The organism is Citrobacter sp. KH_055_1, assembly GCF_057838705.1.
The window spans coordinates 3,215,671-3,239,062 of sequence record NZ_CM174473.1 but is presented as its reverse complement, the minus strand read 5'-3'; the positions used below and the strand labels follow the sequence as shown (position 1 = coordinate 3,239,062).

At 54.9% G+C, this 23,392-nt stretch carries 18 protein-coding genes; 13 read left to right on the top strand and 5 right to left on the bottom strand.

The features are described from left to right. Positions 1 to 6 precede the first annotated feature (6 nt). Positions 7 to 951, bottom strand: a complete 945-nt coding sequence (locus AC3ITF_RS15330; RefSeq protein ID WP_181625530.1) for a LysR family transcriptional regulator — start codon at positions 949 to 951, stop codon at positions 7 to 9. Between the two features lie 179 nt (positions 952 to 1,130). On the opposite strand from AC3ITF_RS15330, the gene AC3ITF_RS15325 reads away from it, so the two are divergent. The 3 genes from AC3ITF_RS15325 to AC3ITF_RS15315 all read left to right on the top strand — a co-directional run bounded on the left by AC3ITF_RS15325 (position 1,131) and on the right by AC3ITF_RS15315 (position 6,056). Next, complete coding sequence (locus AC3ITF_RS15325; protein WP_181490426.1) at positions 1,131 to 2,186, top strand: 4-oxalomesaconate tautomerase; 1,056 nt, start codon at positions 1,131 to 1,133, stop codon at positions 2,184 to 2,186. 80 nt (positions 2,187 to 2,266) lie between these two features. Continuing rightward, positions 2,267 to 3,700 (top strand): anion permease, encoded by a 1,434-nt coding sequence (locus tag AC3ITF_RS15320; RefSeq protein ID WP_117341659.1) that lies wholly within the window; start codon positions 2,267 to 2,269, stop codon positions 3,698 to 3,700. A 91-nt stretch (positions 3,701 to 3,791) separates the two neighbouring features. Beyond that, positions 3,792 to 6,056 (top strand): hydratase, encoded by a 2,265-nt coding sequence (locus tag AC3ITF_RS15315; RefSeq protein WP_489175810.1) that lies wholly within the window; start codon positions 3,792 to 3,794, stop codon positions 6,054 to 6,056. A gap of 93 nt (positions 6,057 to 6,149) precedes the next feature. On the opposite strand, the gene AC3ITF_RS15310 is transcribed toward AC3ITF_RS15315, so the two are convergent. Beyond that, complete coding sequence (locus AC3ITF_RS15310; protein ID WP_182296414.1) at positions 6,150 to 7,433, bottom strand: putative acyl-CoA thioester hydrolase; 1,284 nt, start codon at positions 7,431 to 7,433, stop codon at positions 6,150 to 6,152. Between the two features lie 223 nt (positions 7,434 to 7,656). Between AC3ITF_RS15310 and hutI the strand changes: the two genes are divergently transcribed. From hutI to hutH, 5 genes are all read left to right on the top strand, one after another. Further along, positions 7,657 to 8,880, top strand: a complete 1,224-nt coding sequence (gene hutI, locus AC3ITF_RS15305; protein WP_411508853.1) for an imidazolonepropionase — start codon at positions 7,657 to 7,659, stop codon at positions 8,878 to 8,880. Continuing rightward, positions 8,877 to 9,818 carry a formimidoylglutamase gene (gene hutG / locus AC3ITF_RS15300; RefSeq protein WP_115259012.1) on the top strand — a complete coding sequence of 314 codons (942 nt, stop codon included), beginning with the start codon at positions 8,877 to 8,879 and terminating at the stop codon, positions 9,816 to 9,818. The genes hutI and hutG overlap by 4 nt, the downstream gene beginning before the upstream one ends. 65 nt (positions 9,819 to 9,883) lie before the next feature. Continuing rightward, positions 9,884 to 10,609: a histidine utilization repressor gene (locus AC3ITF_RS15295; protein ID WP_096757790.1), complete on the top strand. Its 726-nt coding sequence runs from the start codon at positions 9,884 to 9,886 to the stop codon at positions 10,607 to 10,609. Positions 10,610 to 10,744: 135 nt separating this feature from the next. Further along, positions 10,745 to 12,430 carry a urocanate hydratase gene (hutU, locus tag AC3ITF_RS15290; protein WP_096757789.1) on the top strand — a complete coding sequence of 562 codons (1,686 nt, stop codon included), beginning with the start codon at positions 10,745 to 10,747 and terminating at the stop codon, positions 12,428 to 12,430. Position 12,431: 1 nt separating this feature from the next. Continuing rightward, positions 12,432 to 13,952: a histidine ammonia-lyase gene (gene hutH, locus AC3ITF_RS15285; RefSeq protein ID WP_096757788.1), complete on the top strand. Its 1,521-nt coding sequence runs from the start codon at positions 12,432 to 12,434 to the stop codon at positions 13,950 to 13,952. A gap of 92 nt (positions 13,953 to 14,044) precedes the next feature. Here hutH and AC3ITF_RS15280 read toward each other — a convergent pair whose 3' ends face one another. Continuing rightward, positions 14,045 to 14,521, bottom strand: a complete 477-nt coding sequence (locus tag AC3ITF_RS15280) for a kinase inhibitor (RefSeq protein WP_115259010.1) — start codon at positions 14,519 to 14,521, stop codon at positions 14,045 to 14,047. Positions 14,522 to 14,578: 57 nt separating this feature from the next. Continuing rightward, positions 14,579 to 15,868, bottom strand: coding sequence for an adenosylmethionine--8-amino-7-oxononanoate transaminase (bioA, locus tag AC3ITF_RS15275; protein ID WP_489175809.1), 1,290 nt, complete (start codon positions 15,866 to 15,868; stop codon positions 14,579 to 14,581). Positions 15,869 to 15,944: 76 nt separating this feature from the next. Between bioA and bioB the strand changes: the two genes are divergently transcribed. The 5 genes from bioB (at position 15,945) to uvrB (ending at position 22,205) form a co-directional block, all read left to right on the top strand. Further along, entirely contained in the window at positions 15,945 to 16,985 is a 1,041-nt protein-coding gene (gene bioB, locus AC3ITF_RS15270; RefSeq protein ID WP_096757785.1) for a biotin synthase BioB, read from the top strand. Then, positions 16,982 to 18,136, top strand: coding sequence for an 8-amino-7-oxononanoate synthase (gene bioF / locus AC3ITF_RS15265; protein ID WP_489175808.1), 1,155 nt, complete (start codon positions 16,982 to 16,984; stop codon positions 18,134 to 18,136). Before bioB ends, bioF begins: the two co-directional genes overlap by 4 nt. Further along, positions 18,123 to 18,878, top strand: coding sequence for a malonyl-ACP O-methyltransferase BioC (gene bioC / locus AC3ITF_RS15260; protein ID WP_411508850.1), 756 nt, complete (start codon positions 18,123 to 18,125; stop codon positions 18,876 to 18,878). Before bioF ends, bioC begins: the two co-directional genes overlap by 14 nt. Next, complete coding sequence (gene bioD / locus AC3ITF_RS15255) at positions 18,871 to 19,551, top strand: dethiobiotin synthase (protein ID WP_411508849.1); 681 nt, start codon at positions 18,871 to 18,873, stop codon at positions 19,549 to 19,551. Before bioC ends, bioD begins: the two co-directional genes overlap by 8 nt. Positions 19,552 to 20,183: 632 nt before the next feature. Continuing rightward, complete coding sequence (gene uvrB, locus AC3ITF_RS15250) at positions 20,184 to 22,205, top strand: excinuclease ABC subunit UvrB (protein ID WP_115259005.1); 2,022 nt, start codon at positions 20,184 to 20,186, stop codon at positions 22,203 to 22,205. A 159-nt stretch (positions 22,206 to 22,364) separates the two neighbouring features. On the opposite strand, the gene yvcK is transcribed toward uvrB, so the two are convergent. After that, a complete protein-coding gene (gene yvcK, locus AC3ITF_RS15245; protein ID WP_115259004.1) occupies positions 22,365 to 23,273 on the bottom strand; it encodes a uridine diphosphate-N-acetylglucosamine-binding protein YvcK in 909 nt (302 codons plus the stop codon). Positions 23,274 to 23,392: the final 119 nt, after the last annotated feature.

Below are 23,392 nucleotides of genomic sequence, written 5' to 3'. Positions count from 1 at the left end.
CCGCCATCAGGCACTCTGTTTCCCCTGGAGATCGGAAATCGGTCGCCACAAGTTGTCCTTCTCTTCGGCCCACAGATTTAACAGCAGAGAAAAAAAGCGTTCAGCGGGAGGAGAGAGCACCGCATCTTTACGCCGAATAACGCCTAACGTGCGCCTAATCACGGGCTCAACCAGCGGGATGCCGATCAGCGTTGGATGCGATGCGTGCGGCATGGCCAACCCTGGCAACGCGGAAACCCCCAGCCCAGCCTCCACCAGGCCAAGCGAGGTGGATAAATGGCGAACCTCGTAAAACCAATCCAGCTTCCACGGTTTGTCTGCCAGGTGTTGCTCAATCAGCAATCGGTTACCGCTCGACGAACGCACGCCTATTAATTTGCAATTCACCAGTTCTTGCCATTCGACCAGCTGTTTATGGGCGAGTGGATGATCGCGCCGACATGCCAGAACAAAGGGTTCGTTAACCAGTGGGGTGAATTCAATGGAAGAATTTGTGATGTTGTTCATGTTTATGCCAAAATCAGCCTCGTTGCAAAGCACGGATTCCATACAATTATTCGTACCTTGTTCAATAATTCGCACCTTAATATTGGGATATAGCTCATTAAATTTGCCGATCGCCAACGGTAAAAAATAGAAAACGGCGGTAGGGATACAGGATAACGTCACCATCCCGTGATAATGTGTATTCATTTTGCTGATATTAAAGATTGTTTCATCAAGGGTTCTAATTAATTCACGGGCCTCTGGTAATAACAACTGGCCTGCTTTTGTTAATGTGACTTTGCGGGTTGTTCTCTCAAATAGTTGAGTGTGTAAATACTCTTCCATTTTCTTTATTCTACGTGTTAATGCAGGTTGCGTAATATTAAGTAACTTAGCCGCATTGTTAAAAGAATTGGACTCTGCCAGCGTGACAAATGCTTTCATGCTCGATAATTCATGTTTCATTCCGACTCCAGACAAGGTTAAGGGACGTTCTGTCCTGATAGAGCGACCAGTTTACCTGCCATTGTTAATCTTGAATTAATAAAAAAAAGTCACTAATCACGACAACAAAGTCATTAGCCAGCGTATTTCACGCATGTAATCCTGTCTTTAATATGAATAATATAGTTGAGGGCATTGGCGTGAAAAAAATACCTTGCGTTATGATGCGTGGAGGAACCTCCAGAGGCGCATTTTTATTAGCAGAACATCTACCACAAGAGAAAACGCAGCGTGATGATGTATTGATTAAAATTATGGGTTCCGGGAATGCGCTGGAAATCGACGGTATTGGTGGGGGCAATCCGCTAACCAGTAAAGTGGCGATTATCAGTCGTTCAACCGACCCACAGGCAGATATTGATTATTTATTTGCTCAGGTTTTGGTGCATGAACAACGTGTCGATACCACGCCAAATTGCGGCAATATGCTTTCCGCCGTCGGGGGATTCGCCATCGAAAATGGGCTGATTGCCGCCACAGCGCCGACGACGCGCGTACGGATTCGCAATATAAACACCAATACGTTTATTGAAGCCGATGTGCAGACGCCGCAAGGTGTTGTTGAGTATGAAGGCCCGGTCAAAATAGACGGCGTACCGGGTACGTCAGCGCCTGTAGCACTCACGTTCCTGAATGCCGCGGGGTCTAAAACAGGACGTATTTTCCCAACGGGGAACCATCGTGATTGTTTTGATGCCGTTCCGGTGACCTGTATGGATATGGCGACACCGGTGGTGATTATTCCCGCTGAATATCTGGGCAAAACCGGTTATGAATCACCGGAGGAACTGGATGCTGACTCAGAATTATTAGCACGCATGGAATCTATTCGCTGTCAGGCAGGGCTGGCTATGGGGTTAGGGGATGTTTCCAATATGGTCATTCCTAAACCTATCCTTATTTCAGCGCCGCAGCAGAGTGGTGCAATTACTGTGCGCTATTTTATGCCTCACGCTTGCCATAAAGCGCTGGCGATCACTGGCGCTATTGCCATTGCCAGCAGTTGCGTGATTGCTGGGACGGTAACTCAGCAGGTAGCACCGGGGGTAGGGTATGGAAATATCAGCATTGAACACCCCGGTGGCTCACTGGATATTTATTTGAGTAATGAAAGTGATGATGCTACGGCTATTCGTGCCTCGGTGATTCGCACCGCCCGGAAAATATTTTCTGGTGAGGTTTACCTTCCCGCATAACGTTAATTAAAACGGTTATGCATCGCGGATACTGGATTTATTTCGCGAGATTGCCTGTACGTATAAATCAGGAATACCACATGAATGTGAAATCATTATGGAAGCTAATCGTTATATTGGCGATCCCCTGTATTATTGGCATTATTCCTGCGCCAGCAGGATTAACGGAACTGGCCTGGGTTCTTTTCGGTATTTATCTTGCCGCTATTGTCGGGTTGGTGATCAAACCTTTTCCTGAGCCGGTAGTGTTGTTGATTGCCGTCGCGGCATCAATGGTCGTGGTCGGTAATTTAGGTCACGGCGTACTAAAAACCAGCAGCGTTCTCAGCGGTTATGCGTCAGGCACCACGTGGCTGGTTTTCTCTGCATTTACGCTAAGTGCCGCGTTTGTGACTACCGGTCTGGGCAAGCGCATTGCCTATATTTTGATCGGCAAAATCGGGAATACCACACTGGGGCTAGGCTACGTCACTGTTTTTCTGGACCTGGTTTTGGCGCCAGCAACACCATCTAACACCGCGCGAGCGGGAGGGATTGTGCTGCCAATCATCAATAGCGTGGCGGTGGCATTGGGGTCTGAACCAGACAGAAGCCCACGCCGTGTTGGCCACTACCTGATGATGACGGTCTATATGGTCACCAAAACCACCAGCTATATGTTTTTTACCGCCATGGCAGGCAACATCCTGGCATTGAAAATGATTAACGATATCTGTCACCTGCAGTTAAGTTGGGGCGGATGGGCGCTGGCGGCGAGTTTACCTGGTATTGTGATGTTGCTCCTGACTCCGTTAGTTATCTACTTTATGTATCCGCCTGAAATTACCAAAGTGGATAACAAAACCATCGCCAAAGCCGGGCTCCAGGAACTGGGGCCGATGAAAGGGCGAGAAAAAATGCTGTTGGGCATTTTTGTTCTTGCACTATTAGGGTGGATCTTCAGTAAAAGCCTCGGCGTTGATGAATCAACGGTGGCCATTGTAGTGATGGGCGCGATGCTCCTCTTGGGCGTAGTGACCTGGGATGATGTGGTAAAAAATAAAGGGGGCTGGAATACCTTAATTTGGTACGGCGGAATTATTGGCCTGAGTTCTTTATTATCGAAAGTGAAGTTTTTTGACTGGTTAGCTGAACTGTTCAAAAATAACCTCTCTTTTGACAATCATAGCAATGTAGCCTTCTTCGTTATTTTGTTCCTGAGTATTATTGTCCGCTATTTCTTCGCTTCCGGTAGCGCTTATATTGTGGCGATGATGCCCGTCTTTGCCATGTTAGCGAATGTCTCTGGTGCACCACTGATGTTAACGGCTCTGGCATTACTGTTCTCTAACTCATATGGCGGAATGGTAACCCATTATGGCGGCGCGGCGGGTCCGGTTATTTTCGGTGTGGGCTATAACGACATTAAATCGTGGTGGCTGGTTGGCGGCATGCTGACATTCTTAACTTTTATTGTGCATATCACCCTGGGCGTATGGTGGTGGAGCATGTTGATTGACTGGAATATGTTGTAAATAACACGTCAATCTTCAGCCTATTAAATTTATTGATTAACAATGCCTTTGTGCACGGTATTTGTGCGGGCGTTGTACCATGGAGTATGTGATGATTAAATTATATGAGAAAGGCGTCTTTCTCTCCGAAAACAATGAACTGTTAACCGAGGAACATTGTTCCGGGCATATCGAAAAAGATCACGCGAAAAAAGGGACTATCGCCTGGTCGATTCTGTCGGCACACAATACGTCGGGAGATATGAACAAGCTTAAAATTAAGTTTGACTCATTAGCGTCACACGATATTACCTTTGTCGGCATTATTCAGACAGCGAAAGCCTCAGGCATGGAGCGTTTCCCGTTGCCTTACGTGTTGACCAACTGCCATAACGCATTATGTGCGGTAGGCGGGACCATTAACGGTGACGATCATCTGTTCGGGCTGTCCGCGGCGCAACGCTATGGGGGCATTTTTGTGCCTCCACATATTGCGGTGATCCATCAATATATGCGTGAGATGATGGCCGGTGGCGGAAAAATGATCCTCGGCTCAGACAGCCATACGCGCTATGGCGCACTGGGCACAATGGCAGTCGGTGAAGGTGGCGGCGAGCTGGTCAAGCAACTGTTAAACGATACCTGGGATGTTGATTATCCTGACGTTGTTGCGGTCTATCTGACCGGAAAACCGGCACCTGGCGTGGGGCCGCAGGATGTCGCGCTAGCTATTATCGGCGCGGTGTTTAAAAACGGCTACGTCAAAAATAAAGTGATGGAGTTTGTCGGTCCGGGTATTAAGTCTCTCTCCACAGATTTTCGCAACAGCGTTGATGTGATGACGACAGAAACCACCTGTCTGAGCTCCGTCTGGCAAACGGATGACGAAACTCGCAGTTGGCTGGCGCTACATGGCCGTGAGCAAGACTATCGCCTGCTGAACCCGCAGCCGATGGCGTATTACGATGGCTGTATTTATGTTGATCTGAGCGCCATCAAGCCAATGATCGCGCTGCCTTTCCACCCCAGCAATGTCTATGAAATTGACACCCTCAATGAGAATCTCACCGATATTCTTCGCGGGATCGAAATTGAATCTGCGCGTATCGCGCAAGGGAAAGCCAGCCTCTCACTGCTCGACAAAGTTGAGAATGGGCGTTTAAAAGTACAGCAGGGGATCATTGCCGGGTGCTCGGGCGGCAACTACGAAAACGTGATTGCCGCCGCCAGTGCGCTACGCGGTCAATCCTGCGGTAGCGACACCTTCTCGCTGGCGGTCTACCCCTCATCACAGCCGGTGTTTATGGACTTAGCGAAGAAAGGCGTGGTGGCGGATTTGATGGGCGCGGGTGCCATTATCCGAACTGCGTTCTGTGGCCCTTGCTTCGGTGCGGGTGACACACCAGTCAATAACGGGCTGAGCATTCGCCATACCACACGTAATTTCCCTAACCGCGAAGGCTCGAAGCCGGGCAACGGGCAAATGTCAGCCGTGGCGCTGATGGACGCGCGTTCCATAGCCGCAACGGCGGTAAACGGCGGATTCCTGACCCCGGCAACCGACCTGGACTGTTGGGACGAAATTCCGGCCTATGCATTTGATCCTGCGCCTTATAAAAGTCTTGTGTATCAGGGCTTTGTGAAAGGTGCCACGCAGCAGGCGTTAATCTATGGTCCCAATATTAAAGACTGGCCGGAGCTGGGTGCACTGACTGATAATATTTTGTTGAAGGTCGCCTCGAAAATTCTTGATGAAGTGACCACGACCGACGAGCTGATTCCATCAGGAGAGACGTCGTCCTATCGCTCAAATCCTTTAGGGTTGGCGGAATTTACGCTTTCACGGCGGGATCCCGGTTACGTGGGGAGGAGTAAAGCTACTGCTGAGCTGGAAAAACAGCGACGGGCTGGTGGTGTAAACAGCGCATTGTCACCCATCTTCGACCGTATTCGTCAGATTGCCGGTCAGGAAGATGTTGTGCCACTGGAAACGGGGATTGGCAGCATGATTTATGCCGTCAAACCGGGAGATGGTTCCGCGCGTGAGCAGGCGGCAAGCTGCCAGCGCGTGATAGGTGGGCTGGCGAATATCACAGAGGAATATGCCACCAAGCGTTACCGTTCCAACGTCATCAACTGGGGGATGCTGCCGCTGCAAATGAGCGGGAAGCCGTCTTTCGAGGTGGGTGATTATATTTACATTCCCGGTATTCGCCGCGCGCTGGACGCATGCAGTCGCGAGATTACCGCATACGTACTGTATGAGAATGGCTCGGTCAGTGAAATTAGCCTGTATATGGAAAGTCTGACGGCGGAAGAGCGTGAAATCATCAAGGCAGGAAGTTTGATTAACGCGAATAAAGCGCGTTTGATGTAAGGCTTACTGTAGGCCGGATGGCGGTTTTCGTCGCCATCCGGCACATTGCCCGGTGGCGCATGCGCTTACCGGGCCTACATAAGAGAATGACGTTTACTGCTTCGGCTCGGCAACCACTTTGCTACCCACACCGCGGTTGTTGTATTCCCACATGCGGTTAAAGTTGGTGTCGTTCAGGTTACGCTGGATTTCACCTTTGTCGTCTTCCGCACCGGTGTTGCCGGTAAACGGATGCTTACCGATTACGCTGTCACCCCATGGCTTCGCCATGTTAAAGCCTTCGTTGATCACGCTGTCGCGGATCACCACCTGACCGTTGGTATTAGCATCGACATCCAGTGAGCGGCCTAACTGCGCCACGCCATCACCGGCAGCCGTAAAGCGGCTGTTGACGGCAAGGAAACCGTAATAAATGTTCGACAGCGTGGCAGGTGCGAACACGTAGGCTTCCTGCTGGGTGCGAGAATTGACGACGCGGAAATCGGTGTTTTCGAATACCACCGCGCCGCGACCAGAAACAATATCCACATCGCCTTCAATGTAGCTGTTTGTCACCAGCGTACGCGGTTGACGATCGTTTTCCAGACGGTTTTGTACACCGCTGTTGGTTACGAAGAAGGTGTTCTGACGACCCAGAATGTTGACGTTGTTGATCTGTACTTTATCGCCATCGGTACGCAGAGCAATGGCCGGATGGTTACCTGCATCCACGCTGTCGCCGAGGTTGTTTTCGATGGTCAGGTTCTGTAACTGCAGACCGTTGTTTTGTGACCAGACGACCGCAGAACACAGTACGCCAATGTTGGTACCGCGCTTGCTCTGGCAATTATCAAACATATACCACGCAGGTTTACCCGGCATATATTTGCCGCCTGGGTTGACCGTACGACGCCAGTCAGCGGTGCTCATCTCTCCGTCAATTGCCTGGCCAATTTTCACATCAAGCGGTTTTTCGCCCATGCCGTACAGCGTCAGGCTGCCCGTTGCTGCCGGGATATAAACCGTGCCCTGATATTCACCCGGCATGATCGCAATATATTGACGCTTGTTGGTGCGTTTAATGATTGCTGCATCCACCGCCGCCTGAATGGTGGTGTGGGTGACGCCCTGAGTCCCTGCCGGGCCGACAACAAAATCAGGCTGTGCGGGCAGAGAAATCGCAGAAGGGGACCACGGCGCGGTGTTTGGCGTCAGTGCAGAAAAATAATGAGCCGCGACAAAATTGCTGGCTTCATTTGCCGACAGAATCGGGCGCGAGGAGGTGCCTGGCGCGGTCTGGTCGGAAGGAATTTGATCGGGCGAGGTTGCGCTACAGGCGGTCAGCGTCACGCCAAAAGCCATTACCAGCGCCAGACGGGAAACTGATGAAATGTTCACAGGTTGCTCCGGGCTTTGAAATTTATCCATTGAAGCCTGCTTTTTTATACTAAGTTGAGCGAAACGGAAAGGCGAAAAGGTAAAAAGTTGTTTTTTATAGCAGCAATGTCGGATGCAGAACGTCCTGATATCACAATTAAATAACAATTATCGCCCTTCAGGTTGACAACATCCGCAGGATCTCAATAAATGTCTATACAACCTATGACAAGTGGTGAGTGGAATGCAGCAATTTTTCCCTGATGATGCCATCTGGCGTAATGTCCGCCTGGCGACCATGGATCCTGAATGTAATACCCCGTATGGGCTGGTGGACGGTCACGCGCTGATTATTCGACAGGGCAAGATTCGCGCTATCGTGCCTGAATCCTCGTTATACCGCACACATGACAATACCTTTGATATGCAGGGTCGGCTGGTTACGCCAGGTTTGATTGATTGCCACACGCATCTGGTTTTTGGCGGAAATCGTGCAGGCGAGTGGGAGCAGCGGCTGAATGGTGTGTCTTACCAGCAAATCAGCGCCCAGGGGGGGGGCATAAACGCCACCGTGTCGGCGACCCGCCGCGCATCTGACGATCAGCTCCTTGCCGTGGCGCGCGCGCGCATGGAACGGCTGATAAAAGAAGGCGTCACGTTGCTGGAAGTGAAATCAGGCTATGGTCTGGATTTGGCGACAGAAGAGAAAATTTTGCGCGTGGTCTCTGCGCTGGCGGCGGAAAATACCCTTGAAATTAGCCCCACGCTGCTGGCCGCGCACGCGACACCGGCGGAATACCGTGACGATCCTGACGGCTATATTACGCTGGTGTGCGAGACCATTTTGCCGCAGCTGTGGGAACAGGGACTGTTTGAGACTGTCGACCTGTTTTGTGAAAGCGTTGGGTTTAGCCTGGCGCAAAGTGAACGGGTATTTCAGGCCGCTCAGGCGTTGGGCATTCCGGTTAAGGGCCACGTTGAACAGCTGTCGTTGCTCGGTGGCGCGCAGTTGGTGAGTCGCTATCACGGATTATCGGCCGATCATATTGAATATCTTGATGAAGCGGGCGTGGCGGCGATGAGCCACAGCGGCACGGTAGGGGTCCTGCTACCCGGGGCCTTTTATTTTCTTAAAGAGAAACAGCGCCCGCCGGTGGAGTGGCTACGTCAATATAACGTGCCAATGGCGGTGGCGACGGATTTCAACCCTGGTACCAGTCCGTTTATCAGTTTGCACTGGGCGATGAACATGGCCTGCGTGCAGCTTGGCTTAACGCCGGAAGAAGCGTGGGCGGGCGTCACGCGTCATGCGGCGCAAGCCCTTGGTCGTCAGGCGACCCATGGGCAATTGAAGGCTGGGTTCGTGGCGGACTTTGTGGTGTGGGACGCCCACCTTCCGGTTGAGATCCTGTATGAACCTGGCCGCAACCCGCTGTATCAACGCGTATTCCGAGGACAACCATCATGAGTCACTGGCATCCCGCATCTCCCGCGCTTTGGCAAGGTCGCGATGATCGCGCTGAGTCACCCAACGCGCTGCGGCTGTTTCAGACCATCACGCTCAGTGCAGCGTTTAGCCCGGAAAACTATCGTGAACAGATAGCGCTGCTGGGATTCGCCTGCGATGAAGGCGTAAAGCGTAATCAGGGACGCACGGGGGCGGCTGGCGCACCTGATGCACTGCGTAAAGCGCTGGCGAATTTAGCCAGCCACCAAGGCCATGACCGGCTAGTGGATCTGGGCAACATTGTGGCGCAAGCCCCCGATCTCGAAGGGGCGCAGCAGGCGTTACGCCATGCGGTACAGCGTTGTCAGCAGGCTGAGATGCGCACTTTCGTGCTGGGGGGCGGGCACGAAACCGCCTTTGCCCACGGTGCAGGTGTGCTGGATGCGTTCCCACGCTTAACCGTGGGCATCGTCAATCTCGATGCCCACCTCGACTTACGCCATGCCGATCGGGCCACCTCCGGTACGCCGTTTCGCCAGTTGGCGCAGCTTTGCGACGTGCAGCAGCGTGAATTTCATTACGCCTGCTTTGGTGTTAACCGGGCGGCTAACACCCAGGCGCTGTGGGATGAAGCGCAGCGGCTTGGGGTTACAGTGGTGGAGGATCTGCACTGTCAAAACGCGCAGGCACAGATGGCGCAGTTTATCTCCAGCGTAGACGTCATCTATCTGACCATCGACCTCGACGTTCTACCGGTCTGGGAAATGCCCGCTGTGTCCGCGCCCGCCGCGCTGGGCGTGCCGTTGTCGACGCTGCTGAGGCTGATTGAGCCCCTGTGCCGCTGCGGTAAGCTGCAGGCGGTAGACATGGTTGAATTTAATCCCCGTTTTGACGATGATGGCAACGCGGCGCGCGTTGCGGCGCGTCTTGGCTGGCAAATCGCACACTGGTGGCATTGACGTGTCGAATAGCGTTACGCCGCCATTTTTCCACTCTCATTTTTCAGCGTAAGGAAGGCTAACGCATGCTCCCATCCCACTCCCGTTCTGCCCCGGCACCTTTTTACGAAAAGGTAAAACAGGAGATCAGTGAAAAGATTGCCAGCGGTATCTGGCAACCTCACGATCGCATCCCGTCGGAAGCGGAGTTGGTCGCGCAGTATGGTTTTAGCCGTATGACTATTAATCGGGCGCTGCGTGAGCTTACTGACGAGGGGCTGCTGGTGCGTTTGCAGGGCGTCGGTACGTTTGTCGCCGAGCCGAAAGGTCAGTCCGCGTTGTTTGAAATTCGCAGCATTGCCGATGAAATTATCGCCCGCCAGCATCAGCATCGGTGTGAGGTGCTGAAGCTGGAAAGCACACGCGCGAACGCGCAGCAGGCCACGGCGCTGAACGTTAAAGAAGGTACCTTTATTTATCACTCGATTATGGTGCACTTTGAAAACTCCCTACCTGTACAAATTGAAGATCGCTGCGTCAATGCGGAGATTGTGCCGGAGTACCTGACACAGGATTACAGTCAGACCACGCCGCACGCCTATCTGTCGCTGATCGCCCCGTTGACCGAAGGCGAGCATATTGTCGAAGCGGTTCGTGCCAGCGCGGAAGAGTGCGCGCTGCTGAACATTAAAGAACACGATCCCTGCCTGCTGATCCGTCGCAAGACCTGGTCCGCGTCATCCATTGTCTCTCATGCTCGTTTGCTTTTTCCGGGTTCCCGCTATCGTCTGCAAGGGCGCTTCATGTCCTGATCCCGACATGAAAACCGTGATTGCTGACGCAATATAATAAAAATGTATCTTAATTGTTAAAACCACCCTTGCGGCAACTTGTATAGACAAGTATATATTATTTATCTATCCGAACGTTCGCGAGGAGTTTCCGTCATGTCTCACAGCAAGTATCGTCAGCAGGATATTCGTGCCCCACGCGGCACCACCTTAACGGCCAAAAGCTGGCTGACCGAAGCGCCGCTGCGCATGTTAATGAACAATCTCGATCCTGATGTGGCGGAAAATCCCCATGAGCTGGTGGTGTACGGCGGGATCGGTCGCGCCGCGCGTGACTGGGAATGCTATGACGCCATCGTCAAGGCGCTGACCAAACTGGAGGCCGATGAAACGCTGCTGGTCCAGTCGGGTAAACCAGTCGGCGTCTTCAAAACCCACGACAATGCGCCGCGCGTGCTGATTGCCAACTCCAACCTGGTCCCGCACTGGGCGACCTGGGAACACTTCAACGAACTGGATGCGAAAGGGTTGGCGATGTACGGCCAGATGACCGCCGGGAGCTGGATTTATATCGGCAGTCAGGGCATTGTGCAGGGGACGTATGAAACCTTCGTTGAAGCCGGACGTCAACATTATCAGGGTAGCCTGAGTGGACGCTGGGTACTGACCGCTGGTCTTGGCGGAATGGGCGGGGCGCAGCCGTTAGCCGCGACGCTGGCGGGCGCGTGTTCGCTTAACATTGAATGTCAGCAAAGCCGTATCGATTTCCGTTTGCGTACCCGCTATGTGGATGAGCAGGCCACAACGCTGGATGACGCGCTGGCGCGTATCGACAAATACACCCGTGAGGGTAAAGCCGTTTCTATTGCGCTGTGCGCGAACGCGGCCGACGTTGTTCCGGAACTGGTGAAGCGTGGTGTGCGTCCGGATATGGTCACCGATCAGACCAGCGCTCATGACCCGCTACACGGTTATCTGCCGTCCGGCTGGAGCTGGGAAGAGTACCAGGCAAAAGCGGTATCCGATCCGCAGGGTACGGTGCAGGCGGCGAAACGTTCCATGGCCACACACGTACAGGCAATGCTGGACTTTAGCAAAATGGGTGTGCCGACGTTTGATTACGGTAATAACATTCGCCAGATGGCCAAAGAGATGGGCGTGGAAAATGCCTTTGATTTCCCTGGCTTTGTACCCGCCTATATTCGTCCACTGTTCTGTCGCGGCATTGGTCCCTTCCGCTGGGTGGCGCTTTCCGGCGATCCGCAGGATATTTATAAGACCGATGCCAAAGTAAAAGAAATTGTTGCCGACGATAAACACCTGCACCACTGGCTGGATATGGCACGTGAGCGGATTAACTTCCAGGGCTTGCCAGCCCGTATCTGCTGGGTTGGTCTGGAGTGGCGGCAAAAGCTGGGGCTGGCGTTTAACGAAATGGTGCGCAGCGGTGAAGTCTCCGCGCCTATCGTCATTGGACGTGACCATCTGGACTCTGGCTCTGTTGCCAGCCCAAACCGTGAAACCGAAGCCATGCGCGACGGTTCTGACGCCGTGTCCGACTGGCCGCTGCTTAACGCGCTGCTCAATACCGCCAGCGGGGCAACCTGGGTGTCGCTGCACCACGGCGGCGGGGTCGGCATGGGCTTCTCGCAACATGCGGGGATGGTGATTGTGTGTGACGGCACCGATGAAGCCGCCGCGCGTATTGCTCGGGTTCTGCATAACGATCCGGCCACGGGCGTCATGCGTCACGCAGACGCCGGGTATGACATCGCGGTGGAATGTGCCGTTGAGCAAGGATTGAATTTACCGATGATTGCCGGGACGCAGGGGAAAGACTGAAATGACTAAGCTTACGTTAACACCAGGTCATCTGAGTTTTACGCAGCTACGGGAGATCTGGCAGCAGCCGGTACAACTGAGTCTGGACCCCAGCGCGGTTGATGCCATCAACGCCAGCGTGGCCTGCGTGAATAATATTGTTGCCGAAGGGCGAACGGCCTACGGCATCAATACGGGATTTGGCCTGCTGGCCCAGACCCGTATCGCCACGGAAGATCTGCAAAATCTTCAGCGCTCGCTGGTGCTTTCACATGCTGCTGGCGTTGGCAACGCGCTGGATGATGCCATGGTGCGTCTGATCATGGTGCTGAAAATCAACAGCCTGGCGCGCGGTTTCTCCGGTATTCGCCTGAGCGTGATTGAAGCGTTAATTGCGCTGGTGAACGCCGAAGTTTACCCGCTGATCCCAGCGAAAGGTTCTGTCGGCGCATCGGGCGATCTGGCCCCGCTGGCGCACATGTCGCTGACTTTGCTAGGTGAGGGGAAAGCACGCTGGCAGGGGGAATGGCTCCCGGCGACGCAGGCACTGAAAAAAGCCGGACTGGAGCCGATTACGCTGGAGGCAAAAGAGGGGCTGGCGCTGCTGAACGGGACTCAGGCGTCCACCGCCTTTGCCCTGCGTGGGTTGATTGAAGCCCAGGAGCTGTTTGCTTCAGCGACGGTGTGCGGCGCGCTGACGACCGAAGCGGTGCTGGGCTCACGTCGTCCGTTTGACCCTCGCATTCATGCCGCGCGCGGACAGCGCGGGCAGATTGACGCCGCTATGTTGTATCGTCATGTGCTGACCGACGCCAGTGCGCTGTCGCAATCCCATCATAACTGTGAAAAAGTGCAGGATCCGTATTCCCTGCGCTGTCAGCCGCAGGTGATGGGCGCGTGCCTGACGCAAATGCGCCAGGTGATGGACGTACTGTTAGTTGAAGCCAACGCTGTGTCGGACAACCCGCTGGTGTTTGCCGAAGAAGGGGATGTGATTTCCGGCGGTAACTTCCATGCCGAGCCGGTGGCGATGGCGGCGGATAATCTGGCGCTGGCGATCGCGGAAATTGGTGCGCTATCAGAGCGGCGTATTGCGCTGATGATGGATAAACACATGTCGCAGTTGCCGCCATTCCTGGTCAAAAATGGTGGGGTTAACTCTGGCTTTATGATTGCGCAGGTCACTGCCGCCGCACTGGCCAGTGAAAACAAAGCGCTGGCGCACCCGCACAGCGTAGACAGCCTGCCCACGTCGGCCAACCAGGAAGATCATGTTTCCATGGCACCTGCGGCTGGTCGCCGACTGTGGGAGATGGCGGCAAATACGCGCGGTGTGATAGCCGTGGAGTGGCTGGCGGCCTGTCAGGGGATCGATTTACGTGAAGGACTGACCTCAAGCCCGCTGCTGGAACAGGCGCGTCAGGCCTTGCGCGAACAGGTTTCACATTATACCCAGGACCGTTTTTTCGCTCCGGATATCGAGTGTGCGACCGAGCTGTTAGCGCAAGGAACGCTGTTGAAATTGTTGCCTGAATTTCTGTAGCAAATTGCCTGATGGCGACGCTGATGCGTCTTATCAGGCCTACGGTCTGCCTGGTAGGCCGGATGAGGCGAAGCCGACATCCGGCACTACGCTTAACTGAACATCGCGGTAATTGATGCGCTGGCGAGCGAATGGAAATGGACGTTAAATCCGACCATCGCGCCGCTGGCGCCCTCATCGACATCAAGACGCTCCACATCCAGCGCGTGAACCGTAAAGATATAGCGATGCGTTTCCCCTTTTGGCGGTGCCGCGCCGCCGTAGCCAGCTTTACCAAAGTCCGTGCGCGTTTGCAGCACGCCCTCCGGCAACGCAACCAATCCGGAGCCGTACCCTTGCGGCAGAACCCGGGTATCTGCAGGCAGGTTAACCACCACCCAGTGCCACCAGCCGGAGCCGGTTGGTGCATCAGGATCGTAACAGGTCACGACAAAACTTTTGGTCCCGGCGGGCACATCGTCCCACGCCAGATGCGGGGAAATATTGTCCCCGTCATACCCCATGCCGTTTAAAACGTGGCGATGCGGGAGTTTGTCCCCGTCGCGCAGATCGTTACTGATAAGTTTCATGCCGACTCCTCTCGTTAGCCAAAAAGTGTAGCCAGAAAACGCACAGTTTACCGCCGATTAATCGCTAAAAAATGTTGCATTGCGCACGGCGTCGTTCACCGCCTGGGTCAGACGACGCAGTTGTTCGGGCTGGATAATATACGGTGGCATCAGGTAGATAAGCTTGCCAAACGGTCTGACCCATACGCCCTGATCGACAAAGAACTTCTGCAACGCCGCCATCTTCACCGGGTGGGTGGTTTCTATCACGCCGATGGCACCGAGAACGCGCACGTCGGCGACATACGCCGAATCCGCCGCCGGTGCCAGTTCGCGGCGCAGTTGCGCTTCGATTGCAGCCACCTGTGAGCGCCACTCGCCCGACTCCAGCAGAGACAAACTGGCGGAGGCGACGGCGCAGGCCAGCGGATTGCCCATAAACGTCGGACCGTGCATAAAGCAGCCCGCTTCGCCGTTACTGATGGTTTCCGCCACCTGGCGAGTGGTCAGGGTGGCAGAAAGGGTCATTGTCCCGCCGGTTAACGCTTTGCCGAGACATAAAATATCCGGTGTAATGTTGGCGTGTTCACAGGCAAATAGCTTACCGGTGCGGCCAAAGCCGGTGGCGATTTCGTCGGCAATCAGCAGAATACCTTCGCGATCGCACATCTTACGGATGCGCTTTAACCACTCGGGATGGTACATGCGCATGCCGCCTGCACCCTGAACGACAGGCTCCAGGATCACTGCCGCAATCTCGTGGCGATGGGCCGCCATCAGACGGGCAAAGGGCACCATATCCAGCTCATCCCACTCGCCGCCCATCCGGCTTTGCGGGGCTGGGGCGAACAGGTTTTCCGGCAGATACCCTTTCCACAGACTGTGCATTGAGTTGTCAGGATCGCAGACCGACATCGCCCCGAAGGTGTCACCGTGATACCCGTTACGGAACGTCAGGAAACGCTGGCGAGATTCGCCTTTTGCCTGCCAGTACTGCAGCGCCATTTTCATCGCTACTTCCACGGCAACGGAGCCTGAGTCCGCGAGGAAAACGCATTCCAGTGGTTCTGGCGTCATGGCAACCAGCTGGCGGCACAGTGCAATGGCCGGGGCATGGGTAATGCCGCCAAACATCACGTGTGACATGGCGTCGATTTGCGTTTTCATCGCGGCGTTCAGCTGCGGGTGATTGTAACCGTGGATCGCCGCCCACCAGGACGACATCCCGTCAATCAGTCTCTCGCCGCTGGCTAAAATCAGTTCACAACCTTCAGCGCGCGCTACCGGATACACCGGCAGCGGGGAGGTCATCGAGGTGTAAGGGTGCCAGATATGGCGTTGGTCAAAGGCAAGATCGTCCGTTGTCATAATCGACTTGTAAACCAAATTAAAAAGATTTAGGTTTACGAGTCTACACGAAACTCAAAATGAAACGAACACCAATATGGCTCATTCTTCTCGCTGGACAATGTCGCAAGTTACCGAATTATTTGAAAAACCACTGCTGGATCTGCTGTTTGAAGCGCAACAGATCCACCGTCAGCACTTTGACCCGCAGCAGGTACAGGTCAGTACGTTGTTGTCGATAAAAACCGGCGCTTGTCCGGAAGACTGCAAATATTGCCCACAAAGTTCCCGCTATAAAACCGGTCTGGAAACCGAGCGTTTAATGGAAGTTGAGCAGGTACTGGACTCTGCGCGTAAGGCCAAACAAGCTGGTTCAACGCGTTTCTGCATGGGCGCGGCGTGGAAGAATCCACACGAGCGCGATATGCCTTACCTGGAACAAATGGTGCAGGGCGTGAAAGAACTGGGGCTGGAAGCCTGTATGACGTTGGGTACGCTGGACGAAACGCAGGCGCAGCGTCTGGCCAGCGCGGGTCTCGACTACTACAACCACAACCTCGACACCTCGCCGGAGTTTTACGGCAATATCATCACTACCCGTTCATATCAGGAACGCCTGGATACGCTGGATAAAGTGCGTGAAGCCGGGATTAAAGTCTGCTCTGGCGGCATTGTCGGCTTAGGCGAAACGGTCACTGACCGCGCCGGGTTGCTGCTGCAGCTGGCAAACCTGCCCACTCCGCCGGAAAGCGTCCCCATCAATATGCTGGTGAAGGTGAAGGGCACGCCGCTGGCGGATAATGACGATGTGGATGCGTTTGATTTTATCCGCACCATCGCCGTGGCGCGCATCATGATGCCGACCTCGTATGTCCGTCTGTCTGCAGGACGCGAACAAATGAACGAACAGACCCAGGCCATGTGCTTTATGGCCGGGGCTAACTCGATTTTCTACGGCTGTAAACTGCTGACCACGCCGAACCCGAACGAAGATAAAGACCTTCTGCTGTTCCGCAAGCTGGGCCTGAATCCCCAGCAAACGGCGGTGCTGGCGGGCGATAACGAACAGCAGCAGCGTCTGGAACAGGCCCTGCGCACCCCAGACACTGACGATTACTACAACGCGGCAACTGTATGACCTGGCAGCAAAAAATTGACGATGCGCTGGCGGCGCGTCGTTCTGCCGATGCTCTGCGCCGTCGTCATGCGGTGACGCAGGGCGCCGGGCGTTGGTTGCAGGCAGATGGTCGTCAATATCTGAATTTTTCCAGTAACGATTACCTTGGGCTAAGCCACCATCCGCAGATCGTCTGTGCGTGGCAGCAAGGGGCCGACCGATTTGGCGTCGGCAGCGGCGGCTCAGGGCATGTCAGCGGTTATTCCATAGCGCATCAGGCGCTGGAAGACGAACTGGCACAATGGCTGGGCTATTCACGCGCGCTGCTGTTTACCTCCGGGTTTGCCGCCAATCAGGCGGTGATTGCCGCGCTGATGGGTAAACAGGATCGCATTGTTGCAGACCGACTCAGCCACGCTTCGCTGCTGGAGGCCGCCAGTCTGAGCCCGGCCATGCTGCGCCGCTTTACCCATAACGACACTCAGCATTTAGCTCGTCTGCTGGCGGCTCCCTGTCTGGGGCAACAGCTGGTGGTCACCGAAGGCGTGTTCAGCATGGACGGCGACAGCGCGCCGCTGGCGCAAATCCACGCCGAGGCGCAGCGCCATGAGGCGTGGCTGCTGGTGGATGATGCCCACGGTATTGGCGTCACCGGTGAGGAAGGACGCGGCTCGTGCTGGCAGCAGCAGGTCAAGCCCGAGCTGCTGGTGGTGACCTTCGGCAAAGGCTTTGGCGTCAGCGGGGCGGCCATTCTCTGCTCTGACAGCGTGGCCGATTATCTGCTGCAGTTTGCTCGCCATCTGATTTACAGCACCAGTATGCCCCCGGCACAGGCTCAGGCGTTGCGCGCCGCGCTGGCGGTGATCCGCAGTCGCGAAGGCGACGAGCGCCGGGAAAAGCTGGCGATGCTTATCCAGCGTTTTCGTGCCGGTATGACGAACCCTGATTTGCTGCTGGCACAGTCAGACAGCGCTATTCAGCCACTGATCGTCGGCGATAACCAAAAAGCGTTGCAGCTGGCGCAGACGTTACGCGATCGGGGTTGCTGGGTGACGGCAATCCGGCCACCTACCGTGCCGGTTGGTACTGCCAGACTGCGACTGACGCTGACTCAGGCGCATGAAGCTCAGGATATCGACCGCTTGCTGGAGGTGCTGCATGACGCAGGTTGATAAGCAGGCCATTGCCGCCGCGTTCGGACGCGCTGCCTCCCACTACGAACAACACGCTGAATTACAGCGTCAAAGCGCCGATGCGTTACTGGCGCGGCTGGCGGGGCGGCAGTATGCCCGCGTGCTGGATGCCGGCTGCGGGCCAGGTCGTATGAGTCGCTACTGGCGAGAGCAGGGGAGCGAGGTCAGCGCCCTGGATTTGTCTGCGCCTATGCTAGCGCAAGCCCAGCGGCACGATGCGGCGCACCATTATCTGCTGGCTGATATTGAGGCCATTCCGCAAGATACCGCGACGTTTGACCTGGCCTGGAGCAATCTGGCCGTGCAATGGTGCGGCGATTTACGCGACGCATTAGGCGAACTCTACCGGGTCGTGCGCCCCGGCGGGACGGTGGCCTTCAGCACCCTGGCGCATGGCTCGATGCCGGAACTGCGTCAGGCGTGGCAGGCGGTGGATAACCGGGCGCACGCCAACCGTTTTTTACCCGTCGAACAGCTGGAAAACGCGCTGCACGGCTGGGAAGTTGAGTATCAGATGCAGGCCGTCACGCTGTGGTTTGACGATGCGCTGAGCGCCATGCGTTCGCTCAAAGGCATTGGCGCGACGCATTTGCATGAAGGTCGCGAACAGCGCGTGCTGACCCGCTCACAGCTGCAACAGTTACAGTTAGCCTGGCCCCAGAAACAGGGGAAATACCCGCTGACGTACCATCTTTTTTGGGGAGTGATTCAACGTGACTAAAACGTATTTTGTCACCGGGACGGACACCGAGGTTGGTAAAACCATCGCCAGCTGTGCATTGTTACAGGCGGCAGGACAGTTGGGCTACCGGACCGTGGGCTACAAGCCGGTCGCCTCGGGCAGTGAAATGACGGCAGACGGCCTGCGTAACAGCGATGCCCTGGCGTTGCAGCGGAACAGTTCGTTGGCAGTGGACTATGCGGCCATCAATCCGTATACCTTCGCCGAACCCACGTCACCGCATATTATCAGCGCCGATGAAGGGCGACCGATTCAGGCCCCGGTGATGTCTGCTGGTTTACGCGCCCTGGAGAAACAGGCCGACTGGGTGCTGGTCGAAGGGGCCGGGGGATGGTTGACCCCGCTTTCGCCGACGCTGAGCTTTGCCGACTGGGTGCAAACGGAACAATTGCCGGTGATTCTGGTGGTGGGCGTGAAGCTCGGCTGTATCAATCATGCCCTCCTGACCGCGCAGGCGATACGCCAGGCCGGGCTGACGCTGGTCGGCTGGGTTGCCAATGACGTAACCCCGCCAGGGAAGCGTCACGCTGAATACATGGCGACGCTGAGGCGCACACTTGCGGCACCGCTGCTGGGCGAGATCCCGTGGCTGTCAGCGACGCCGGAGCGGGCAGAGACCGGACACTATATCGATCTGAGCACGCTGCCTTAGGCGCCATTCTGGTGCGGATAGGCTGCTGTGGCCTGCCCGTGTTAACGCCCTGGGCAGGCAAAAAAATGATGAAAATGCGAGCAGGATCTCGACTGCTCCAGCCCGCTTCGTTAGCTGATAAATATCAAAATTTAGCGATAATTTTTTTTTATTCGACCAAAAAAGGACATCGATACGTTTCTGCCAGGCGGCAGTCAGCACGGGCTGGAGACAGTTATCCACTATTCCTGTGGATAACCTTGTGCATTAGAGTTAGAAAACACTATGTAAGCGAGAGAAGACGCGGCCTGCGACTAAATTGCTGCGAAAGACGGCTTGAGGAAATAGTTATTCAAATACAGATTGTTAGATAAAAGCAATGGCTGTCGCGGAAGTGTCATCTGTTGCCATAAAACTTTCATCTCCTGGCTTGACAAATGTTAAAAAAGTCATAGGTCTGGGGATAACACATTTTTGCTGGTGTTTTATCTTGCCTGCGGTGAAATTTTAGCCCGCCGTGATGGGGGTTAAGGGGGCGTAACAGAAATATTGTGGTGTGTTACTGTTTTTTCATCCAGTATATTTTACTGGCAAAATCTACTGCTGCGAGTAAAATTAGACACCTGCCCGCCCATTGCTTCAGGTAGCTGCTCATGAGTAAACCGTTCAAACTGAATTCCGCTTTTAAACCCTCTGGCGATCAGCCTGAGGCGATTCGTCGCCTGGAAGAAGGGCTGGAGGATGGTCTGGCGCATCAGACGCTGCTGGGCGTAACGGGTTCGGGGAAAACGTTCACCATCGCCAACGTCATTGCGGACCTCCAGCGGCCAACCATGGTGCTGGCACCCAACAAGACGCTGGCGGCCCAGCTTTATGGCGAGATGAAAGAATTCTTCCCGGATAACGCGGTAGAGTATTTTGTCTCCTACTACGACTATTACCAGCCGGAAGCGTACGTACCGAGTTCTGATACATTCATCGAGAAAGATGCGTCGGTCAACGAACACATCGAGCAAATGCGACTGTCGGCGACCAAGGCGCTGCTGGAGCGTCGGGATGTCATTGTGGTGGCCTCGGTTTCCGCGATCTATGGTCTGGGCGACCCGGACCTGTATTTGAAAATGATGCTGCACCTGACGGTCGGCATGATCATCGACCAGCGCGCCATTTTGCGGCGGCTGGCGGAGCTGCAATATACCCGCAACGATCAGGCATTTCAGCGCGGGACGTTCCGTGTGCGCGGTGAAGTGATAGACATCTTCCCGGCAGAATCTGACGACATTGCGCTGCGCGTGGAGCTGTTTGATGAAGAAGTGGAGCGCCTGTCGCTGTTTGACCCGCTGACCGGGCAGGTTGAATCCAGCATTCCACGCTTTACCGTCTACCCTAAAACGCACTACGTTACGCCACGCGAACGCATTGTGCAGGCGATGGAAGACATTAAGGTCGAGCTTGCCGAGCGGCGTAAAAACCTGCTGGCGAACAACAAGTTGCTGGAAGAACAGCGCTTAAGCCAGCGTACGCAGTTCGATCTGGAGATGATGAACGAACTGGGCTACTGTTCGGGCATTGAAAACTATTCCCGCTATCTCTCCGGGCGCGGGCCTGGCGAGCCGCCGCCGACGCTGTTTGACTACCTGCCAGCCGATGGCCTGCTGGTGGTCGATGAATCCCACGTGACTATTCCGCAAATCGGCGGTATGTATCGCGGCGACCGGGCGCGAAAAGAGACGCTGGTCGAGTACGGTTTTCGTCTGCCGTCAGCACTGGATAACCGCCCGTTGAAGTTTGAAGAGTTTGAGGCGCTGGCCCCGCAAACCATCTATGTCTCCGCCACGCCGGGCAACTATGAGCTGGAGAAATCCGGCGATGACGTCGTTGATCAGGTAGTACGACCGACCGGCCTGCTGGATCCAGTGATTGAAGTGCGCCCGGTGGCAACACAGGTCGATGACCTGCTGTCTGAAATTCGTATCCGCGCGGCGATCAACGAACGTGTACTGGTGACGACGCTAACCAAGCGGATGGCGGAAGACCTCACTGAATACCTCGAAGAGCACGGCGAGCGGGTGCGCTATCTGCACTCGGACATCGACACCGTGGAACGTATGGAAATCATTCGTGACCTGCGTCTGGGCGAGTTTGACGTGCTGGTGGGTATCAACCTGTTACGAGAAGGTCTGGACATGCCTGAGGTCTCTCTGGTGGCGATTCTGGACGCCGACAAAGAAGGGTTCCTGCGTTCTGAGCGATCGCTGATCCAGACTATCGGCCGTGCGGCACGTAACATCAACGGTAAAGCGATCCTCTACGGCGATAAAATTACGGCCTCAATGGCAAAGGCGATCGGCGAAACCGAACGGCGTCGTGAGAAGCAGCATCAGTACAACGAAGAGCACGGTATTACGCCGCAGGGGCTGAACAAGAAGGTGGTCGACATTCTGGCGCTGGGGCAAAATATTGCCAAGACCAAAGCCAAGGGCCGAGGCAAGTCGCGTTCCGGCGCGAAGTCCGAGGTGGTTGAATTGGATATGACGCCGAAGGCGCTGCAGCAGAAAATCCATGAACTGGAAGGGCAGATGATGAAGCACGCGCAGAACCTGGAGTTTGAAGAAGCTGCTCAAATCCGCGATCAGCTGCACCAGCTGCGCGAGCTGTTTATCGCGGCATCGTAAGTGGGTGCCTGATGCGGGATAAATCCCTTATCCGGCCTACGGGATAGAGCGCGTTGGTAGGCCTGATAAGCGCAGCACATCAGTCAGTGTTTGGTGCCGGATGGCGGAACAGAACGCTTCGGTAGGCCTGATAAGCGTAGCGCCATCAGGCAATTCCACCTAGCCTAACGCTTGCACCGCTTTTTCCAGCGCGTCGTGCAACAGCTGACGGTCGTGGCGATACGGAATATCGCTGGCTTCCAGTACGTCCTGAATCACAATGCGGTCACTCACGGCTGAAGCATCGACTTTTGGCCCGACAACCACCGCATCAATCACTTTTTTCCCGACATATTGTTCGATGATAGTCAGCTTATCGTTAAGCGTCAGACTGGCGGCAGGGAGGCTTAATTCACGCCCCAGATTGCCGATGTATACCATCGGAGCCGGTGTGCGACGTAAGGCCTGCGCCAGTTCGTCGAGCAGCAGGATCGGCATCAGGCTGGTGTAAAAACTGCCCGGCCCAATCAGAATCAAATCGGCTTCAGCGATAGCCTCTACCGCTTCGCGCGTGGTCGGCACCTTTGGCGACAGCATCAGTTCCTGAGGCGGGATAGTGAGCTGATCGATATTCACCTCGCCATAAATCTCATGTCCCTGATCGTCGATAGCCATTAAATCGACCGGCAGCTCGGACATCGGAATTAAATGCGCGTCAACTTTCAACAGGCTGCGAATTAAATTGATCGCTTCCAGAGGACGTACGCTGAGGTGATCTAATGCCTTTAACATCAGATTTCCGAGGTTATGCCCGGAAAGTTCGCCATTACCGCCAAAACGATACTCAAACATCGCGGATGCGACGCTGGGCTGGGTAATTAACTGGTTCAGACAGTTACGCATATCTCCCCAGGCAATACCTCCCTCGGAGCGGCGAATTCGACCGGTAGATCCGCCGTTATCGGTGGTGGTGACAATGCCCGTCAGGCGTGAACCTAAAGGAGAAAGTGAAGAGAGGACGCGTCCCAATCCATGCCCTCCGCCGAGAGCGACAACGCGATCCAGATCCGCCAACGTGCGAGTGCGCATAGTTATTCCTGATATTAATTGATCGCCGTTACAGTAGCGTAAATTACGGGTTTTCAGCAATTATCTGGTGGTGTTGTGTGAAAATAAATTTAGGCGATCTACCCCTTTTTGACGACATC

Bases quoted from the DNA above. Each gene is read 5' to 3' on its own strand.
- AC3ITF_RS15280 (WP_115259010.1), bottom strand. From the start codon at position 14,521: ATGAAACTTATCAGTAACGATCTGCGCGACGGGGACAAACTCCCGCAT.
- AC3ITF_RS15295 (WP_096757790.1), top strand. From the start codon at position 9,884: ATGCTCCCATCCCACTCCCGTTCTGCCCCGGCACCTTTTTACGAAAAG.
- bioF (WP_489175808.1), top strand. From the start codon at position 16,982: ATGACCTGGCAGCAAAAAATTGACGATGCGCTGGCGGCGCGTCGTTCT.
- hutG (WP_115259012.1), top strand. From the start codon at position 8,877: ATGAGTCACTGGCATCCCGCATCTCCCGCGCTTTGGCAAGGTCGCGAT.
- uvrB (WP_115259005.1), top strand. From the start codon at position 20,184: ATGAGTAAACCGTTCAAACTGAATTCCGCTTTTAAACCCTCTGGCGAT.
- yvcK (WP_115259004.1), bottom strand. From the start codon at position 23,273: ATGCGCACTCGCACGTTGGCGGATCTGGATCGCGTTGTCGCTCTCGGC.
- hutH (WP_096757788.1), top strand. From the start codon at position 12,432: ATGACTAAGCTTACGTTAACACCAGGTCATCTGAGTTTTACGCAGCTA.
- bioA (WP_489175809.1), bottom strand. From the start codon at position 15,868: ATGACAACGGACGATCTTGCCTTTGACCAACGCCATATCTGGCACCCT.
- bioC (WP_411508850.1), top strand. From the start codon at position 18,123: ATGACGCAGGTTGATAAGCAGGCCATTGCCGCCGCGTTCGGACGCGCT.
- bioB (WP_096757785.1), top strand. From the start codon at position 15,945: ATGGCTCATTCTTCTCGCTGGACAATGTCGCAAGTTACCGAATTATTT.
- hutU (WP_096757789.1), top strand. From the start codon at position 10,745: ATGTCTCACAGCAAGTATCGTCAGCAGGATATTCGTGCCCCACGCGGC.
- AC3ITF_RS15330 (WP_181625530.1), bottom strand. From the start codon at position 951: ATGAAACATGAATTATCGAGCATGAAAGCATTTGTCACGCTGGCAGAG.
- AC3ITF_RS15315 (WP_489175810.1), top strand. From the start codon at position 3,792: ATGATTAAATTATATGAGAAAGGCGTCTTTCTCTCCGAAAACAATGAA.
- hutI (WP_411508853.1), top strand. From the start codon at position 7,657: ATGCAGCAATTTTTCCCTGATGATGCCATCTGGCGTAATGTCCGCCTG.
- AC3ITF_RS15320 (WP_117341659.1), top strand. From the start codon at position 2,267: ATGAATGTGAAATCATTATGGAAGCTAATCGTTATATTGGCGATCCCC.